Here is a 13997-nt window from a genome sequence, read left to right as displayed (position 1 = left end):
GTCTCGCAATCCTCATTTGGCCGGCGGATTAAGCCGGAATGCATTCTCGACGATGCGCAGGCCCACCTCATTGCCGAGCGACATCAGCGATTCCGGATGGAATTGCACGCCGCCGACCGGCAGGGTCTTGTGCTCGATCACCATCGCGACGCCGTCCTCGGTGGTCGCGGTCACCGCCAGCACCTCGGGCACGCTGTCGCGCTCTACATAGAGCGAGTGGTAGCGGCCGATCACGATCTCATTGGGCAGATTATGCATCAACCGCCCGCCGCGCACCTGGATGCGCGAGGGACGGCCGTGCGCGGGCTGGCCGAGCTGGCCGAGCTGACCGCCGAAATATTCGCCGATCGCCTGCACGCCGAGGCAGACGCCGAAGATCGGCAGCTTCTTCTCAAGCGCAGTGTCGATGGTTTTCGCGATGCCGAAATCCTCAGGGCGACCCGGCCCGGGCGACAGCACCAGCAGGTCCCAGCCCTTCTTCTTGAGCATGTCCTGGGCATGGATATGTCTGACCACGGTGACGTTGGCGCCGACCTGGCGGAAATAATCGGCCAGCATGTGCACGAAGCTGTCGTCGTGATCGATCAGCAGCACGTTCTTGCCGGAGCCGGTGGCATCAGGCGCGAAATCCGACAGCGGCTTCGGCGGATCGCCGCGCAGCGCCTGGAACAGCGCCGCCGCCTTGACCTGGCATTCGCGGTCTTCCGCGGCCGGATCCGAGTCGAACAGGCAGGTCGCACCGACCCGCACTTCGGCCAGGCCGTCCTTCATGCGGATGGTACGGATGGTGAGCCCGGTGTTGATGCTGCCGTCGAAGTTCACGCAGCCGATCGCGCCGGCATACCACCGCCGCGGCGAGCGTTCGTGGTCCTCGACGAACTGCATCGCCCACAGTTTCGGCGCGCCGGTCACCGTGACCGCCCAGGCATGGGTGAGGAAGGCGTCGAGCGAGTCGAAACCGGGCCGCAGCATGCCCTCGACATGGTCGACGGTGTGGAACAGCTTTGAGTAGGTCTCGATCTGCCGCCGCGCCAGCACCTTGATGGTGCCGGGCGCGCAGACGCGCGCCTTGTCGTTGCGGTCGACGTCGGTGCACATGTTGAGCTCGAACTCGTCCTTCTCCGAGTTCAACAGCTTGCGGATCTGCTCGGCATCGCCGATCGAGTCCGAGCCGCGCGCGATGGTGCCCGAGATCGGGCAGGTCTCGACCCGGCGGCCGTCGGAGCGCACGAACATCTCCGGCGAGGCGGAGACCAGGAATTCGCCGTCGCCGAGATTCATCAGTGCGCCATAGGGCGACGGGTTGATGCGGCAGAGCCGCTGGAACACTTCCGCCGGCGAGCGCTCGCAGGGCTCGGCGAAAAGCTGCCCGGGCACCGCTTCGAACAGATCGCCGCGGGCGAACGCAGCACGCGCGACTTCAACCGTGGCCTGGTATTCGCCCGGGGCGTGATCGGCAAAGCCCTGCCGCCCGTTCCTGGCGTAAAGGCTCGGCGCTGTCTCGTGCGACTGGCCGGCGGTGGATTTGCCCTTCCACGAGAATTCGTAATTCAGCGCCACGCCGCGGCCAGTGGCGCGGTCATAGGCCAGCAGGCGGTCCGGCACGTAGAGCACGATGTCGCGCTGGTCGGCCTCGCGGGCGCGCTTCTGCACGATATCCTCGATCTGGAACACGAGGTCGTAGGCGAAGGCGCCGAACAGACCGAGCAGCGGATCGGCATTGGATGACAACGCCGCCACCATGTCGCGCACCAGCGACATCACGCTGGCGCGGCGGGTGCGCTGATCTTCCTCGACCGGCGCGGCACCGCGGATGATGTGGCCGGCGAGCTTCGTCGCGCTGCGCTCGGAGATCACGACGCAGGGCTCGCGCAGGACGTCGCCGAGGAAGGCGATCAAGACCTCGCCGCGCGGGTTCAGGGCCTGCAATGAGAAATCGGTGCCCGACGTTTCCAGCACCAGCGGCGGGTCGGCGAAGCCGAGGTCAAAGCTCTCGTAGCGGCCCGGCACCGTCGTGCCCGAGGACAGCACCACGCCGCGGCGGCGGTCCAACAGCGCGATCAGATCGTCGAGACGGTTAGCGCCGCCGGTGAACTGCTCGACCACGCGCGCGACGGCAAGGCCGCCAGTGGTCAGGTATTCGCTCTTGGCCGGCAGGGAGAAGACTGTCCTGTTCATGTGATCCTCTTACGAGACTTGAGAAGAGAGCGCCACACAGGACAAGCGAAGGGCCGTCGCACTGCGATGGCGACCTTCGACGACTTTTGGAAATGAAATCGCACCGGCCACCTATGAGAAGGTGGGCCACCAACGACGGGATGGGCTAGCAACGGTGCGCATGGCCGTTACACACCACCCGGCGCGGGCCGTGTCAAGGGATGGCCGGTCCCCTTGCTCCTGCCCTTGCCCCAAGGACCTTTTTCCGGTTCGCACGGTGGGGAATCCGCGTAGGATTTGCTGAAATGGCGGCCGATCGGCCGCCCAAAAAACAGACAGATGGCGGAGGCGCAGATGGCGATTTTAGGTCTCGGATATGCCGGCTTCGGCTCCGACGCGCTCGACGACTGGCGGCAATTCGGCACCGGCCTGGTCGGGCTGCAGGCAATCGAGCGCGGCAACTCGCTGCTCGCCTTCCGGATGGACGACCGCAAGCAACGCATTGTGATCGACCGCGCGCAGGGCGAAGGCACCAGGTTCTTCGGCTGGGAGGTCGCGGACGCCGCAGCACTCGACGCGCTGGCGGCGCGGCTCGAGCATGCCGGCGTGCCTGTCACCGCCGAGCCGCAGGCGCTCGCCGATGCCAGGCGGGTGCGCGGCCTGATCTCGTTCCAGGACCCGGCCGGCAACCGGCTCGAAGCGTTTCACGGCCCGGAGATCGACGACACGCCGTTCAAGCCGGGACGCTCGATCTCCGGTTTCCGCACCGGCGCGCTCGGCCTCGGCCACGCGGTGCTGACGGTCGAGAACATCGCGCCGGTCATGAGCTTCTATGTCGACGTGCTCGGCTTCGCCCTGAGCGACTACATCGAAAAACCGTTCCGCGCGTATTTCTTCCACATCAATGCCCGCCACCACTCGCTCGCGCTGATCGAGACCGGCACGAACGGCATGCACCATCTGATGGTTGAGCTGTTCTCGCTCGACGATGTCGGCCAGGCCTACGACGTCGCGATGAAGGAAGACCGGGTCAACGTCACGCTCGGCCGTCACACCAACGATCTGATGACGTCGTTCTACGCCAAGTCGCCGTCGGCCTTCATGGTCGAGTGCGGCTGGGGCGGCCGCGAGATCGATCCGGCGAATTGGACGCCGTTCGAGATGTATGATGGTCCGAGCCTGTGGGGCCACGAGCGCGTCTGGTTGTCAGCCGAGGACCGCGCCGTCGCGCGCGAGATGCGCATGCGCGCCGCCGCCGAGGGCAAGCGCGCGCCGGTGCAGGTGCTGGAAGGCAATTTCAAGCTGATGTCGGGGACCTGCCCGTGGTGGGACGGGGTGAAGAGTTCATAACGACGGCGTCGTCCCGGCGAAGGCCGGGACCCATAACCACAGGGTGCGGTTGTCTGGCGCGATGACTGCCAGAGTGCCCATTGCGAAAGTCACGGCGTAAGGGTCCCGGCCCCCGCGCAACTAGGCCGGGACGACGCTCGTGGTTTTTGCAATCGTGTTACCCCAGATGCTTCCTGAAAAACTCCGTCGCCCGGCCCCAGGCCAGTTCCGCACAATGCCGGTCGTGCACCGACAAGCGCTGCTCGTTGCCGAAGCCGTGCTCGGCGTCGTAGCGGAACAGCTCCAGCGATTTGCCGGCGGCCTTCATCGCTTTCTCAAAACCATCGACCAGCGCCGGCGTGCACCAGTCGTCCTTGGTCGCAAAATGCCCCTGCAGCGGAATCCTGACGTCCGCCGGCTTGGCCGCCTGCTCCGGCGGAATGCCGTAGAACACCACACCGGCCGTCAGCTCCGGGATCTTGGTGGCGCCGATGATGGTCACCGCGCCGCCGAGGCAGAAGCCGGTCAGGCCGACCTTGGTGCCGCTCTTGGCAAGGTATTGCGCGGCGCCGCGCACGGTCTGCGTGGTGGCATCCATGAAGTCGAGCGAGTTCATCTCTTTGCCGGCCGCGTCGGTGTCGTGATACGGCACCACCTTGCCCTTGTAGAGATCGGGCGCCAGCGCATCGAAGCCGGCCAGCGCGAAGCGGTCGCACATGCCCTTGATCTGGTCCTGCAGGCCCCACCATTCCTGGATCACGACGACGCCCGGCGCGTTGCCGCGCGCGGCATTGGCGAGATAGCCTGACGCTTCCTTGCCGTCCGGACGCTTGAAGCTGATGCTGGTACCCATGAGTTCCTCCGCAATGTTTGCCGGCTGATTGGCCGGCATCTTGTCCGCACTCGGTGACGGACGCAATCGCCCTGCGGCAGGCTCGCGCACTCGTCATCTCCGCGCATTGGCGCCGCGTGCGTCCCGCACAACAAAAAAGCCCCCGAAGGGGCTTTTTCAAACTCGCTACCTAACCGAGGTCAGTGGGCGTCGGCCCAGACCTTGCGCTTGGTGAAGTACATCAGGATCGCGAACACGATCAGGAAAAAGAATACCTGCATGCCGATCCGCTTGCGCTCCTCCATGTGCGGCTCGGCGGCCCACATCAGGAACGTGGTGACGTCGTGCGCATACTGCTTCACCGTCGCCGGCGAACCGTCATCGAAGGTCACCTGACCGTCGGACAGCGGCTTCGGCATCTTGATCGAGTGACCCGGGAAGTACTTGTTGTAATACGAGCCTTCCGGGATCGTGACGCCGGCCGGGGCCTTGTCCTCGAAGCCCTGCAGGATGGCGTCGACGTAGTCGGGGCCCTGCTCCTGGTACTGGCTGAAGAAGTCGATCACGAATTGCGGGAAGCCGCGCTTGTAGGACCGCGCCTTGGTGATCAGCGAGAGATCGGGCGGTGCCGCGCCGCCATTGGCCACGCGCGCGGCCTGCTCGTTCGGGAACGGCGACGGGAAGTAATCCGCCGGGCGGCCCGGACGTTCGAACATCTCGCCCTGGTCGTTCGGGCCGTCCTTGATCTTGTACTCGGACGCGAACGCCGCCGCCTGCGCCACCGAATAGCCGGGGCCGCCGGCATCGGCGAGGTTGCGAAACGCGACATAGGACAGGCCGTGGCAGGCCGAGCAGACTTCCTTGTAGACCTTGAGGCCACGCTGCAGCGAGCCGCGGTCATACTTGCCGAAAGGGCCGGAGAACGACCAGCTCTGTGCCGGCGGCGCATTGCCACCCTCCTCGGCCTTGGCGTTCTGGGTGCTGCCGGCGAACAGGCCGCCAGCCACCACCAGCGCAAGCATCACGGAGGCTGCGGTCGCGACCCTGCCCTTGCTCTTCGCCAGCACGTCGTCGGCGATCGAGTTCGGCACCGGGCGCGGCGTCTCGATGCGGGAGAGCAGCGGCAGCACGATCAGGAAGTAGGCGAAGTAGCAGACCGTCAGGATGCGGCCGGCGATCACATAGATGCCTTCCGGCGGCTGCGAGCCGAGATAGCCGAGCAGGATGCAGACCACCACGAAGATCCAGAAGAACTGCTTGGCCAGCGGACGATACTTCGACGAACGGGTCCGCGCGTTGTCGAGCCAGGGCAGGAACGCCAGGATCACGATCGCACCGAACATTGCCACCACGCCGGCGAGCTTGTTCGGGATCGAACGCAGGATCGCGTAGAACGGCAGGTAATACCATTCAGGCACGATGTGCGCCGGGGTCACGCCGGGGTTCGCCGGAATGTAGTTGTCGGCGTCGCCGAGATAGTTCGGCATGTAGAAGATGAACCAGGCGAAGAAGATCAGGAAGCAGGACACGCCGAACATGTCCTTGATCGTCGCATGCGGCGTGAACGGAACGCTGTCCTTCTCGGTCTTCATTTCGACGCCGGCCGGGTTGTTCTGACCCGCGACGTGCAGCGCCCAGACGTGCAGCACGACCACGCCGGCGATCACGAAAGGCAGCAGATAGTGCAGCGAGAAGAAGCGATTCAGCGTCGGATTGCCGACCGAATAGCCGCCCCACAGCAAGGTCACGATGCTCTCGCCGAAATAGGGAATTGCTGAGAACAGGTTGGTGATGACGGTGGCGCCCCAGAAGCTCATCTGGCCCCACGGCAGCACGTAGCCCATGAAGCCGGTCGCCATCATCAAGAGGTAGATGATGACGCCGAGGATCCACAGCACCTCGCGCGGCTCCTTGTACGACCCGTAATAGAGGCCGCGGAACATGTGGATGTAGACGGCGAAGAAGAACATCGACGCGCCGCAGGCATGCATGTTGCGCAGCAGCCAGCCGTAATTGACGTCGCGGACGATCAGCTCAACCGACTTGAAGGCGAGATCGGCGTGCGGCGTGTAATGCATCGCCAAGATCACGCCGGTCAGGATCTGCAAACCAAGCATCAGCGACAGAATGGCGCCGAAGGTCCACCAGTAGTTCAGGTTGCGCGGCGTCGGGTAGGCCACGAAGGAAGAGTGGACCAGGCCCATGATCGGAAGGCGCCGCTCGATCCACTTCAAGGCGGGGTTGCTCGGTTGAAAATCAGATGGTCCGCTCATTGATGCGATCCTGAAGAAGAAAAACGACGCGATGGGTCCAAGGGGAAGCCGAAGTCCCGGAGGGTCCGGGACTTAGCCGATCTGGATTTTGGTGTCGGAAAGGAAGGCGTAGGGCGGCACCGCCAGGTTGGCGGGCGCCGGCCCCTGGCGGATACGACCGGAGGAGTCGTACTGCGAGCCGTGGCAGGGGCAGAAGAAGCCGTCGTAATTGCCCTCATGGGCGATCGGGATACAGCCGAGATGGGTGCAGATGCCGATCACGACCAGCCACTGGTCGTGGCCGGCCTTGACGCGGGCCGAGTCGGGCTGCGGATCGGGCAGGCTCGAGAGCGGCACGCTCTGGGCCTCCTGAATCTGCTTCTTGGTGCGGTGGCTGATGTAGATCGGCTTGCCGCGCCAGAACACCTTGATGTCCTGCCCCTCGGCGATTGGCGCCAGGTCGACCTGGATCGGTGCGCCGGCCGCGATCGTCGCGGCATCCGGGTTCATCTGGGCAACCATCGGCCACACGGTGGCGGCTGCGCCGACCACGGCGGCAGCTCCGGTTGCAACGAAGAGAAAATCACGGCGTGTCGGATGGTCCGCCGAAGACGCTGTCGTCACGATTCCTAGCCCTTTCTTTTCTGCAGCCGGTGGAACCGCCCCAAAGACGCGGAACGCGTCCCGAGAAAGGCTGCCGGCGCCCGCGGCCCCCGCGGCGGCAGAAAACCGCTATTCCCCACCCCAAATGGCGGAACAGCAGTCCAGAATCGTTCTATTGGCACCCTTGCCGGACGAGCGCAAGCCCGCTATCGGCTCGCAAACGTGCAATGCACGAAATCCGCGCCGGGCGATGTTTTATTGAGACAATTTCATCCGGTTTTCACAGGTCGTCAGCACCATGCAGATCGCGCTGTTCCAGCCCGACATTCCCCAGAATACGGGAACGATTCTGCGCCTCTGCGCCTGCCTGGACGTGGCAGCCCATATCATCGAACCGGCGGGATTCGACGCCTCGGACCGGAATTTCCGCCGGGCGGGTATGGACTATCTCGACCATGTGCGGTTGAAGCGTCACGACTCATGGTCGAAATTCGAGGAATGGCGGGCCGAGGCCGCCTGCCGGCTGGTCCTGTTCACGACCAGGGCTGCGAAATCCTATCTTGATTTCGAGTATACGGCCTCCGATGTCCTGCTGTTCGGGCGCGAGACGGCGGGGGTGACCGACGCGGTGGTCGCCGCCGCGGACGCACGGCTGGTAATTCCGATCAAGCCGCCCCTGCGCTCGCTCAATGTGGCCGTCACGGCGGCGATGGCCCTCGGCGAGGCGCTGCGGCAGACCGGTTCGGGAACAGCCGATTCGGCAACTTAAGGGATTTTTGGTGAGCTACGCGGTCAAGGAGATCTTTCTCACCCTGCAGGGCGAAGGCGCCCATGCGGGCCGCGCCTCCGTGTTCTGCCGCTTCGCCGGCTGCAACCTCTGGAGCGGCCGCGAGCAGGACCGCGCCGGCGCCGTCTGCCAATTCTGCGACACCGATTTCGTCGGCACCGACGGCACGCTCGGCGGCCGCTATGCCGACGCGGCCGAGCTCGCCGGCACCATCGCCGCGCAATGGACCGCCGGCGAGGCCGAGCGCTACGTGGTGCTGACCGGCGGCGAGCCGCTGCTGCAGGTCGACACCGCCCTGATCGAGGCCCTGCACGGGCATGGCTTTGCGATCGCGATCGAGACCAACGGCACCATCGCCCCGCCCGACGGGCTCGACTGGATCTGCGTCAGTCCGAAGGCCGCAGCCGAGCTCGTGGTGCGCAAGGGACATGAGCTCAAGCTGGTCTATCCGCAGGTGGAAAACGCACCGGAGGATTTCGCCGGGCTCGCCTTCGAGCGCTTCTCGCTGCAGCCGATGGACGGCCCCGACGTGATCGCGAATACCGAGCGCGCGATCGCCTATTGCCTGAAGCACCCGCAATGGCGCCTTAGCGTGCAGACGCACAAGACGCTCGGCATCAGATAACTACCCTGGCAGAACTGGATTGTTGAACGAGATGTGGGAATTGACGAAAGCGTTTCGGTTCGAGGCTGCGCATGCGCTTTCCGGAACGACATTTGGTGTGAACAGCGAGGAGATTCACGGTCACTCCTTCCGCGCCGAAGTCACGGTGCGCGGCACGCCCGACCCGAAAACCGGGATGGTGATCGATCTCGGCCTGCTGGAGCGCGCCATGGCCGAGGTGCAGAAGACGCTCGACCACAAGTTCCTGAACAAGATCGAGGCCATCGGCGTGCCGACGCTGGAGAATCTCTCGCGCTTCATCTGGGAGCGGCTGCAACATACCGGCAAGCTCACGCGCGTCGCCGTCCATCGCGACAGCTGCAGCGAGAGCTGCACCTATTTCGGACCGCAGGGATAGTCATGCTGCCCACAGACCCCGCCATCATCGAAGACCGCAAGGCGCGTGCGCGCGGCTGGTTCGAGGCGCTGCGCAACGACATCTGCGCGGCTTTCGAGACCCTCGAGGACGATGCCCCCGCAGCGCTCTATACCGGCGACGCCGGCCGGTTCGTGCGCACCGCCTGGGACCGCACCGACCACACCGGCAAGCCCGGCGGCGGCGGTGTGATGTCGATCATGAAGGGCCGGCTGTTCGAGAAGGTCGGCGTGCACTGCTCGACCGTGCATGGCGAATTCGCCCCCGAATTCCGCGCGCAGATTCCCGGTGCCGCCGATGATCCCAGATTTTGGGCCTCGGGCATTTCGCTGATCGCACATTTGCGCAATCCGAACGTGCCCGCCGTGCATATGAACACCCGCTTCGTCGTCACCACCAAGGCCTGGTTCGGCGGCGGCGCCGATTTGACGCCGGTGCTGAACCGGCGGCGCACCCAGGATGATCCCGATACGGTGGCCTTCCATGCCGCGATGAAAGAGGCGTGCAGTGGGCCGAACGGCGTCGCCGACTACGACAAGTACAAGAAATGGTGTGACGACTATTTCTATCTGCCACACCGCAAGGAAGCGCGCGGCATCGGCGGGATCTTCTACGACTGGCACGACAGCGGCGACTGGGACGCCGACCTCGCCTTCACCCAGGACGTCGGGCGCAGCTTCCTGAAAATCTATCCCGACCTGGTGCGGCGTAATTTCTCGGCCGGCTGGAGCGCCGAGGATCGCGACGAGCAGCTGGTCCGCCGCGGACGCTATGTCGAGTTCAACCTGCTCTACGATCGCGGCACCATCTTCGGTCTGAAGACCGGCGGCAATGTGGATTCGATCCTGTCGTCGCTGCCGCCGGAGGTGAAATGGCCGTGACCAAGCTGCCGCGCGCGATGCTGATCGACATGGATGACACCATCCTGTCGGCCTATGGGCGCCCCGAGATCGCCTGGAACGCGATCACCGCCGAATTCGCCGAAGAGCTGGCGCCCCTGCCCCCGGACATGGTCGCAACCTCGCTGCTGGCCTATGCACGGCAATTCTGGTCGACCGCCGAGCCGATCTGGCGGATCAAGCTCGGCGAGGCGCGGCGGCTGACCGTGAAGGGCGGCTTCGCGGCACTCGCGGCGGCCGGCCATCGCGCGCTGCCGGACGATCTCGCCGACCGCATCGCAGATCGTTTCACCGCTTACCGCGAGGAGGAGATGTTCGTCTTCCCCGGCGCGCATGAGGCGATCGATGCGTTCAAGGCGCTCGGCATCAAGCTCGCGCTGGTCACCAACGGCGCAGCCGAGATGCAACGCGCCAAGGTCGAGCGCTTCGCGCTGGGCCATCGCTTCGATCACATCCAGATCGAGGGCGAGCACGGCTTCGGCAAGCCGGAGGAGCGCGCCTATCTGCACGCAATGGAAGCGCTCGGCGTCAGCGCACCTGATACCTGGATGATCGGCGACAATCTCGAGTGGGAAGTCGTGGCGCCCCAGCGGCTTGGCATCTATGCGATCTGGATGGACGTGCATGGTGCAGGCCTGCCGCCGGGATCGACAATCAAGCCCGACCGCATCATCCGTTCGCTGACCGAACTGGTTCCTGCCGCGCGCTAATAGCCGCAACGGCCGTTTTCACAGCAAATCCACAGCACCGAGCGTCGGCCGTGATTTGACTGTCATCACCGGTCGCTAGCCTGCCGTCCGCGCTATCAAGCGCGGAGGGAAAATCATGGAACTGAAACCAGGCGATGTCGTCATGCTGAGATCCGGCGGCCATCCGATCACGGTGGTGGAGGTCGACGAGGACAAGGTCGAGTGTCTGTGGATGGGCACGGACGGCGATTTGTTTCGCGAAACCTTGCCGCTCGTCGCGCTCGAATCGACCGAAATCGATCCGGAAGATGACGAGGAAGACGACGACGAAGAAGAGGATGACGAGGAAGAAGAAGAGGACGACGACAAGGAGCACAGCAGCCGCAAGAAGCGCAAGGCTGCGTAAGACGAGGCTGCATAAGTTTTCTCAGGCGATGCTGCCCGCCGAGCCGCCGGCAGCATCGCTTCCGCGTTCCCTCAGAATGCGCGCAACGCGGTGACGATCATCGTGCCGCCGATCGTCACGGCAGCCTTGTCGAGATATCGGTTCGAGATATCAGTCAAGCCTCACAGCCGATGGTCGCGGGTGAAACGGGAAACGGTCTGGTCGGCGATGCCAGACAACACCTGCGGATCAAGCGGAAAATCCGCGGCAAGCCAAGCATCCTCGGCCAGGGTCAGTACATGGCCCAACGCCGGTCCCTCGGCAATCCCGCGTGCGATGAAATCCGACGCCCTCAAGGGAAAGTGAGGCGCGCGCCAGCGTTGCGGCAGCGTGGCAAGTGCGCGCCACTGATCGACATCCGCCTTCGCGCCGGTTCGCGCCCAGGCCAGCAACAGCCTGTCGCGATACGGCTCCTCGTCGAGCCGGTAGAGCCTGCGCTTGGCACGCGCCTCGTCCATGCCGGGCAAGCGCCACCAGCGATGGCCCATCGAGTCGAGCGCCTTGGCCTCGGCATTGGAGAGCCGCAGCCGGCTTGCGATGCGCCGCGCATCCTCGGTCACGGCGACCGTCAGCGCGGCGAGCCGGCGCGTCGCGCTCGGCTTAAGCTCCATCAGCCGCTCGATCTCGATCATCGCCGCGAACGGTCCGGTATAGGCGACGCCGCCGAACAGCGGCAGAAGCAGTCCGCCATCCCCCATCGCGACCACCGCGCCCGCGGCGCCGTTCGCGACCACGAGCTTGAGCATCTCCATGCGGATCCGCTCGGCCGACAGGCCGGCAAGTCCGGTGCGTCCGGAGATGCAGGCGAGATAGCCGGCGCGATCGACCTCGCCTGCGGCGTAGGCCGCGTGGAAACGGAAGAAGCGCAGGATGCGCAGATAATCCTCGGCAATCCGCTGCGCCGGATCGCCGATGAAACGCACCCGCCGCGCCGCGATGTCGGCGAGGCCGCCGACGTGATCGTGCACGATGCCATCGGCATCGACCGACAGGCCGTTGATGGTGAAGTCGCGCCGCTCGGCGTCGCGCACCCAGTCGCGCCCGAACGCTACCTTGGCCTTGCGGCCATAGGTCTCGGTGTCCTCGCGCAGCGTCGTCACCTCGAAGGGCTGGCTGTCGACGACCAGGGTCACCGTCCCGTGCTCGATGCCGGTCGCCACGCTCTTGATGCCGGCCCGCCTGGCGCGGCGAACCACCTCGTCCGGCAACGCCGTCGTGGCAATGTCGATGTCGGCGAGCGGAATTTTCATCAACGCGTTGCGCACGGCGCCGCCGATCACCCGCGCTTCCTCGCCATCGGCATTGAGCAGGCCGAGCACCCGTGCCGCTGGCCCCTCAGTGAGCCATGGCGCGTCGGACAACAGGCGCACCTCGCTCATTTCTCAGCTCCGGGCACCAGCCTGCCATTCTCGATATGGGCGGGAACGTAGGTCGAGTTCGGCGGCGCGCCGGTCAATTCGGCAAGCAGCACGAAACTGATGATGACCAGCACCAGCGCCGCCAGCGTCAGCTTCGCCAGCATGTCGAGCGGCCATGACGCCGGCAGCGTCACGCCGGACCGCGTCGCGATGAGGAAGATGGCATAGACCGCGAAAGGAACAAGAAAGATTCCGATCTCGGTCAACACCGTGCGGATCATGACAGATAGATCCGCTCATACAGCACACGCAGGATGCCCGCGGTCGCGCCCCAGATGTAGCGCTCGGCGAACGGCATCGCATAATAGTGCCGGTCGATGCCGCGGAATTCCTTGACGTGGATCTGATGATTCTCGGGATTCATCAGGAAAGCGAGCGGCACTTCGAACGCATCGACGACCTCGGCTTCATTGATCTCAAGTGTGAATCCCGGCTTCACCTTGGCGACCGTCGGCAGGATGCGGAAGCCGAATGCGGTGCCATAGAGGTCGAGATAGCCGACCGGGTCGATGAATTCCCGCTTCAGCCCGACTTCTTCACAGGCCTCACGCAACGCGGCATCAAGCGGCGAGGCATCGGTGGCGTCGATCTTGCCGCCGGGGAACGAGATCTGACCGGCGTGGCTCGACAGATTGGGCGAACGCTGCGTCAGGAGCACGGTCGGCTCGGGATGATCGACCACCGGGATCAGCACCGCGGCCGGCCGCACCGGCTGCTCCTGCGCCACGATCTCCAGCATCCGATCGTTGCCGGAGTCTCCGGTGCGCGGAATGATGTGCGGATCGACCAGGCCCGGCGGCACTTCGAAATCGAGACGCGTGCGCGCCCGCGCGAAGAATTCCGTCGAGCTGATCGTCGCCGGCCTCACCTTCAGCAACGGCTCGTTCAAAGTGCGTCCCTCACCTGACTGGCGTCGGCCATCGCGAAGAACTCGCCGCCGGACTCGATGCCGAACATCTCCTGACCATCGACCATCCGCGCCTCGCCCATGTCAACCAGATCGTAGTAGAGCGCGCGGGTGACCTTGGCCCACAGGTCGGCGCGAACATGCAGATAGGGCGTCAATCCGCCGTCCTCGGCGGCCTCGAATCTGAGACCGTGGCCCTTCTCGCAATCGACCCAATCATCGACATTGGTGCGGAACCTGAGCAACCGGCCGCGCGCGTCTTCGTCGGTCTGCATTTCCACGGCGAGGAACGGCGCGTCATCGACGCGGATGCCGACCTTCTCCACCGGTGTCACGAGAAAGTGCTTGCCGTCCTCGCGCTTCAGGATGGTGGAGAACAGCCGCACCAGCGCCGGACGGCCGATCGGCGTTCCCATGTAGAACCAGGTGCCGTCGGGCGCGATTCGCATGTCGAGATCGCCGCAGAATGGCGGATTCCAGAGGTGAACCGGCGGCAGGCCCTTGCGTCCGGCCGGCCCTGATGTCGCAGCTCGATTGGCGGCGGTGGTCAGCCCGTCGAGGCTCTTGCTTCCTAGGCCCGTAGTTTCACTGCTGGATTCGCTCTGCCCTTGCTTCGCCATTGTTTACCTTAAAGCTTCC

15 protein-coding genes are annotated in these 13997 nt (G+C 64.9%); 7 read left to right on the top strand and 8 right to left on the bottom strand.

Annotation, left to right across the window (positions count from 1 at the left end; translation table 11 throughout):
* Positions 1–12: 12 nt before the first annotated feature.
* Positions 13–2178 carry an anthranilate synthase component I gene (locus K359_RS0136705; RefSeq protein ID WP_029083720.1) on the bottom strand — a complete coding sequence of 722 codons (2166 nt, stop codon included), beginning with the start codon at positions 2176–2178 and terminating at the stop codon, positions 13–15.
* Between the two features lie 333 nt (positions 2179–2511).
* Here K359_RS0136705 and K359_RS0136700 point away from each other — a divergent pair, with 333 nt between their 5' ends.
* A complete protein-coding gene (locus K359_RS0136700; protein WP_035977764.1) occupies positions 2512–3507 on the top strand; it encodes a VOC family protein in 996 nt (331 codons plus the stop codon).
* Between the two features lie 157 nt (positions 3508–3664).
* Here the strand turns inward: K359_RS0136700 and K359_RS0136695 are convergent, their stop codons facing one another.
* The 3 genes from K359_RS0136695 to petA all read right to left on the bottom strand — a co-directional run bounded on the left by K359_RS0136695 (position 3665) and on the right by petA (position 7194).
* Positions 3665–4339, bottom strand: coding sequence for a dienelactone hydrolase family protein (locus tag K359_RS0136695; RefSeq protein ID WP_029083718.1), 675 nt, complete (start codon positions 4337–4339; stop codon positions 3665–3667).
* Between the two features lie 179 nt (positions 4340–4518).
* The gene (locus tag K359_RS0136690; RefSeq protein ID WP_029083717.1) at positions 4519–6591 is read right to left on the bottom strand and encodes a cytochrome c1; all 2073 of its coding nucleotides are present in this window, start codon (positions 6589–6591) and stop codon (positions 4519–4521) included.
* Positions 6592–6663: 72 nt separating this feature from the next.
* Complete coding sequence (petA, locus tag K359_RS0136685; protein ID WP_029083716.1) at positions 6664–7194, bottom strand: ubiquinol-cytochrome c reductase iron-sulfur subunit; 531 nt, start codon at positions 7192–7194, stop codon at positions 6664–6666.
* A 277-nt stretch (positions 7195–7471) separates the two neighbouring features.
* Here petA and K359_RS0136680 point away from each other — a divergent pair, with 277 nt between their 5' ends.
* From K359_RS0136680 to K359_RS0136655, 6 genes are all read left to right on the top strand, one after another.
* A complete protein-coding gene (locus K359_RS0136680; RefSeq protein ID WP_029083715.1) occupies positions 7472–7942 on the top strand; it encodes a tRNA (cytidine(34)-2'-O)-methyltransferase in 471 nt (156 codons plus the stop codon).
* A 10-nt stretch (positions 7943–7952) separates the two neighbouring features.
* The gene (queE, locus tag K359_RS0136675) at positions 7953–8585 is read left to right on the top strand and encodes a 7-carboxy-7-deazaguanine synthase (protein ID WP_029083714.1); all 633 of its coding nucleotides are present in this window, start codon (positions 7953–7955) and stop codon (positions 8583–8585) included.
* A gap of 31 nt (positions 8586–8616) precedes the next feature.
* Complete coding sequence (locus tag K359_RS0136670) at positions 8617–8982, top strand: 6-carboxytetrahydropterin synthase (protein WP_029083713.1); 366 nt, start codon at positions 8617–8619, stop codon at positions 8980–8982.
* A gap of 2 nt (positions 8983–8984) precedes the next feature.
* A complete protein-coding gene (hemF, locus tag K359_RS0136665) occupies positions 8985–9881 on the top strand; it encodes an oxygen-dependent coproporphyrinogen oxidase (RefSeq protein ID WP_029083712.1) in 897 nt (298 codons plus the stop codon).
* Positions 9872–10609 carry an HAD family hydrolase gene (locus K359_RS0136660; protein WP_029083711.1) on the top strand — a complete coding sequence of 246 codons (738 nt, stop codon included), beginning with the start codon at positions 9872–9874 and terminating at the stop codon, positions 10607–10609. The genes hemF and K359_RS0136660 overlap by 10 nt, the downstream gene beginning before the upstream one ends.
* 115 nt (positions 10610–10724) lie before the next feature.
* On the top strand, positions 10725–10994 hold the full coding sequence (locus K359_RS0136655; RefSeq protein ID WP_029083710.1) for a DUF2158 domain-containing protein: 270 nt from the start codon (positions 10725–10727) through the stop codon (positions 10992–10994).
* Positions 10995–11155: 161 nt separating this feature from the next.
* Here the strand turns inward: K359_RS0136655 and K359_RS0136645 are convergent, their stop codons facing one another.
* Genes K359_RS0136645 through K359_RS0136630 form a run of 4 tightly spaced genes read right to left on the bottom strand, consistent with a single transcriptional unit; the run spans position 11156 to position 13978 of the window.
* Complete coding sequence (locus K359_RS0136645) at positions 11156–12412, bottom strand: CCA tRNA nucleotidyltransferase (RefSeq protein WP_029083709.1); 1257 nt, start codon at positions 12410–12412, stop codon at positions 11156–11158.
* Complete coding sequence (locus K359_RS0136640; RefSeq protein ID WP_029083708.1) at positions 12409–12672, bottom strand: DUF6111 family protein; 264 nt, start codon at positions 12670–12672, stop codon at positions 12409–12411. Before K359_RS0136640 ends, K359_RS0136645 begins: the two co-directional genes overlap by 4 nt.
* On the bottom strand, positions 12669–13304 hold the full coding sequence (locus K359_RS0136635; protein WP_371261233.1) for a CoA pyrophosphatase: 636 nt from the start codon (positions 13302–13304) through the stop codon (positions 12669–12671). Before K359_RS0136635 ends, K359_RS0136640 begins: the two co-directional genes overlap by 4 nt.
* Positions 13305–13336: 32 nt before the next feature.
* Entirely contained in the window at positions 13337–13978 is a 642-nt protein-coding gene (locus K359_RS0136630) for a DUF1285 domain-containing protein (RefSeq protein ID WP_029083706.1), read from the bottom strand.
* Between the last annotated feature and the right edge of the window lie 19 nt (positions 13979–13997).

Origin of the sequence: Bradyrhizobium sp. th-b2 (genome assembly GCF_000426785.1) — a bacterium.
Taxonomy (GTDB): domain Bacteria; phylum Pseudomonadota; class Alphaproteobacteria; order Rhizobiales; family Xanthobacteraceae; genus Bradyrhizobium; species Bradyrhizobium septentrionale.
The sequence above is the reverse complement of the archived record's forward strand: the minus strand, read 5'-3'. Positions and strand labels throughout refer to the sequence as shown.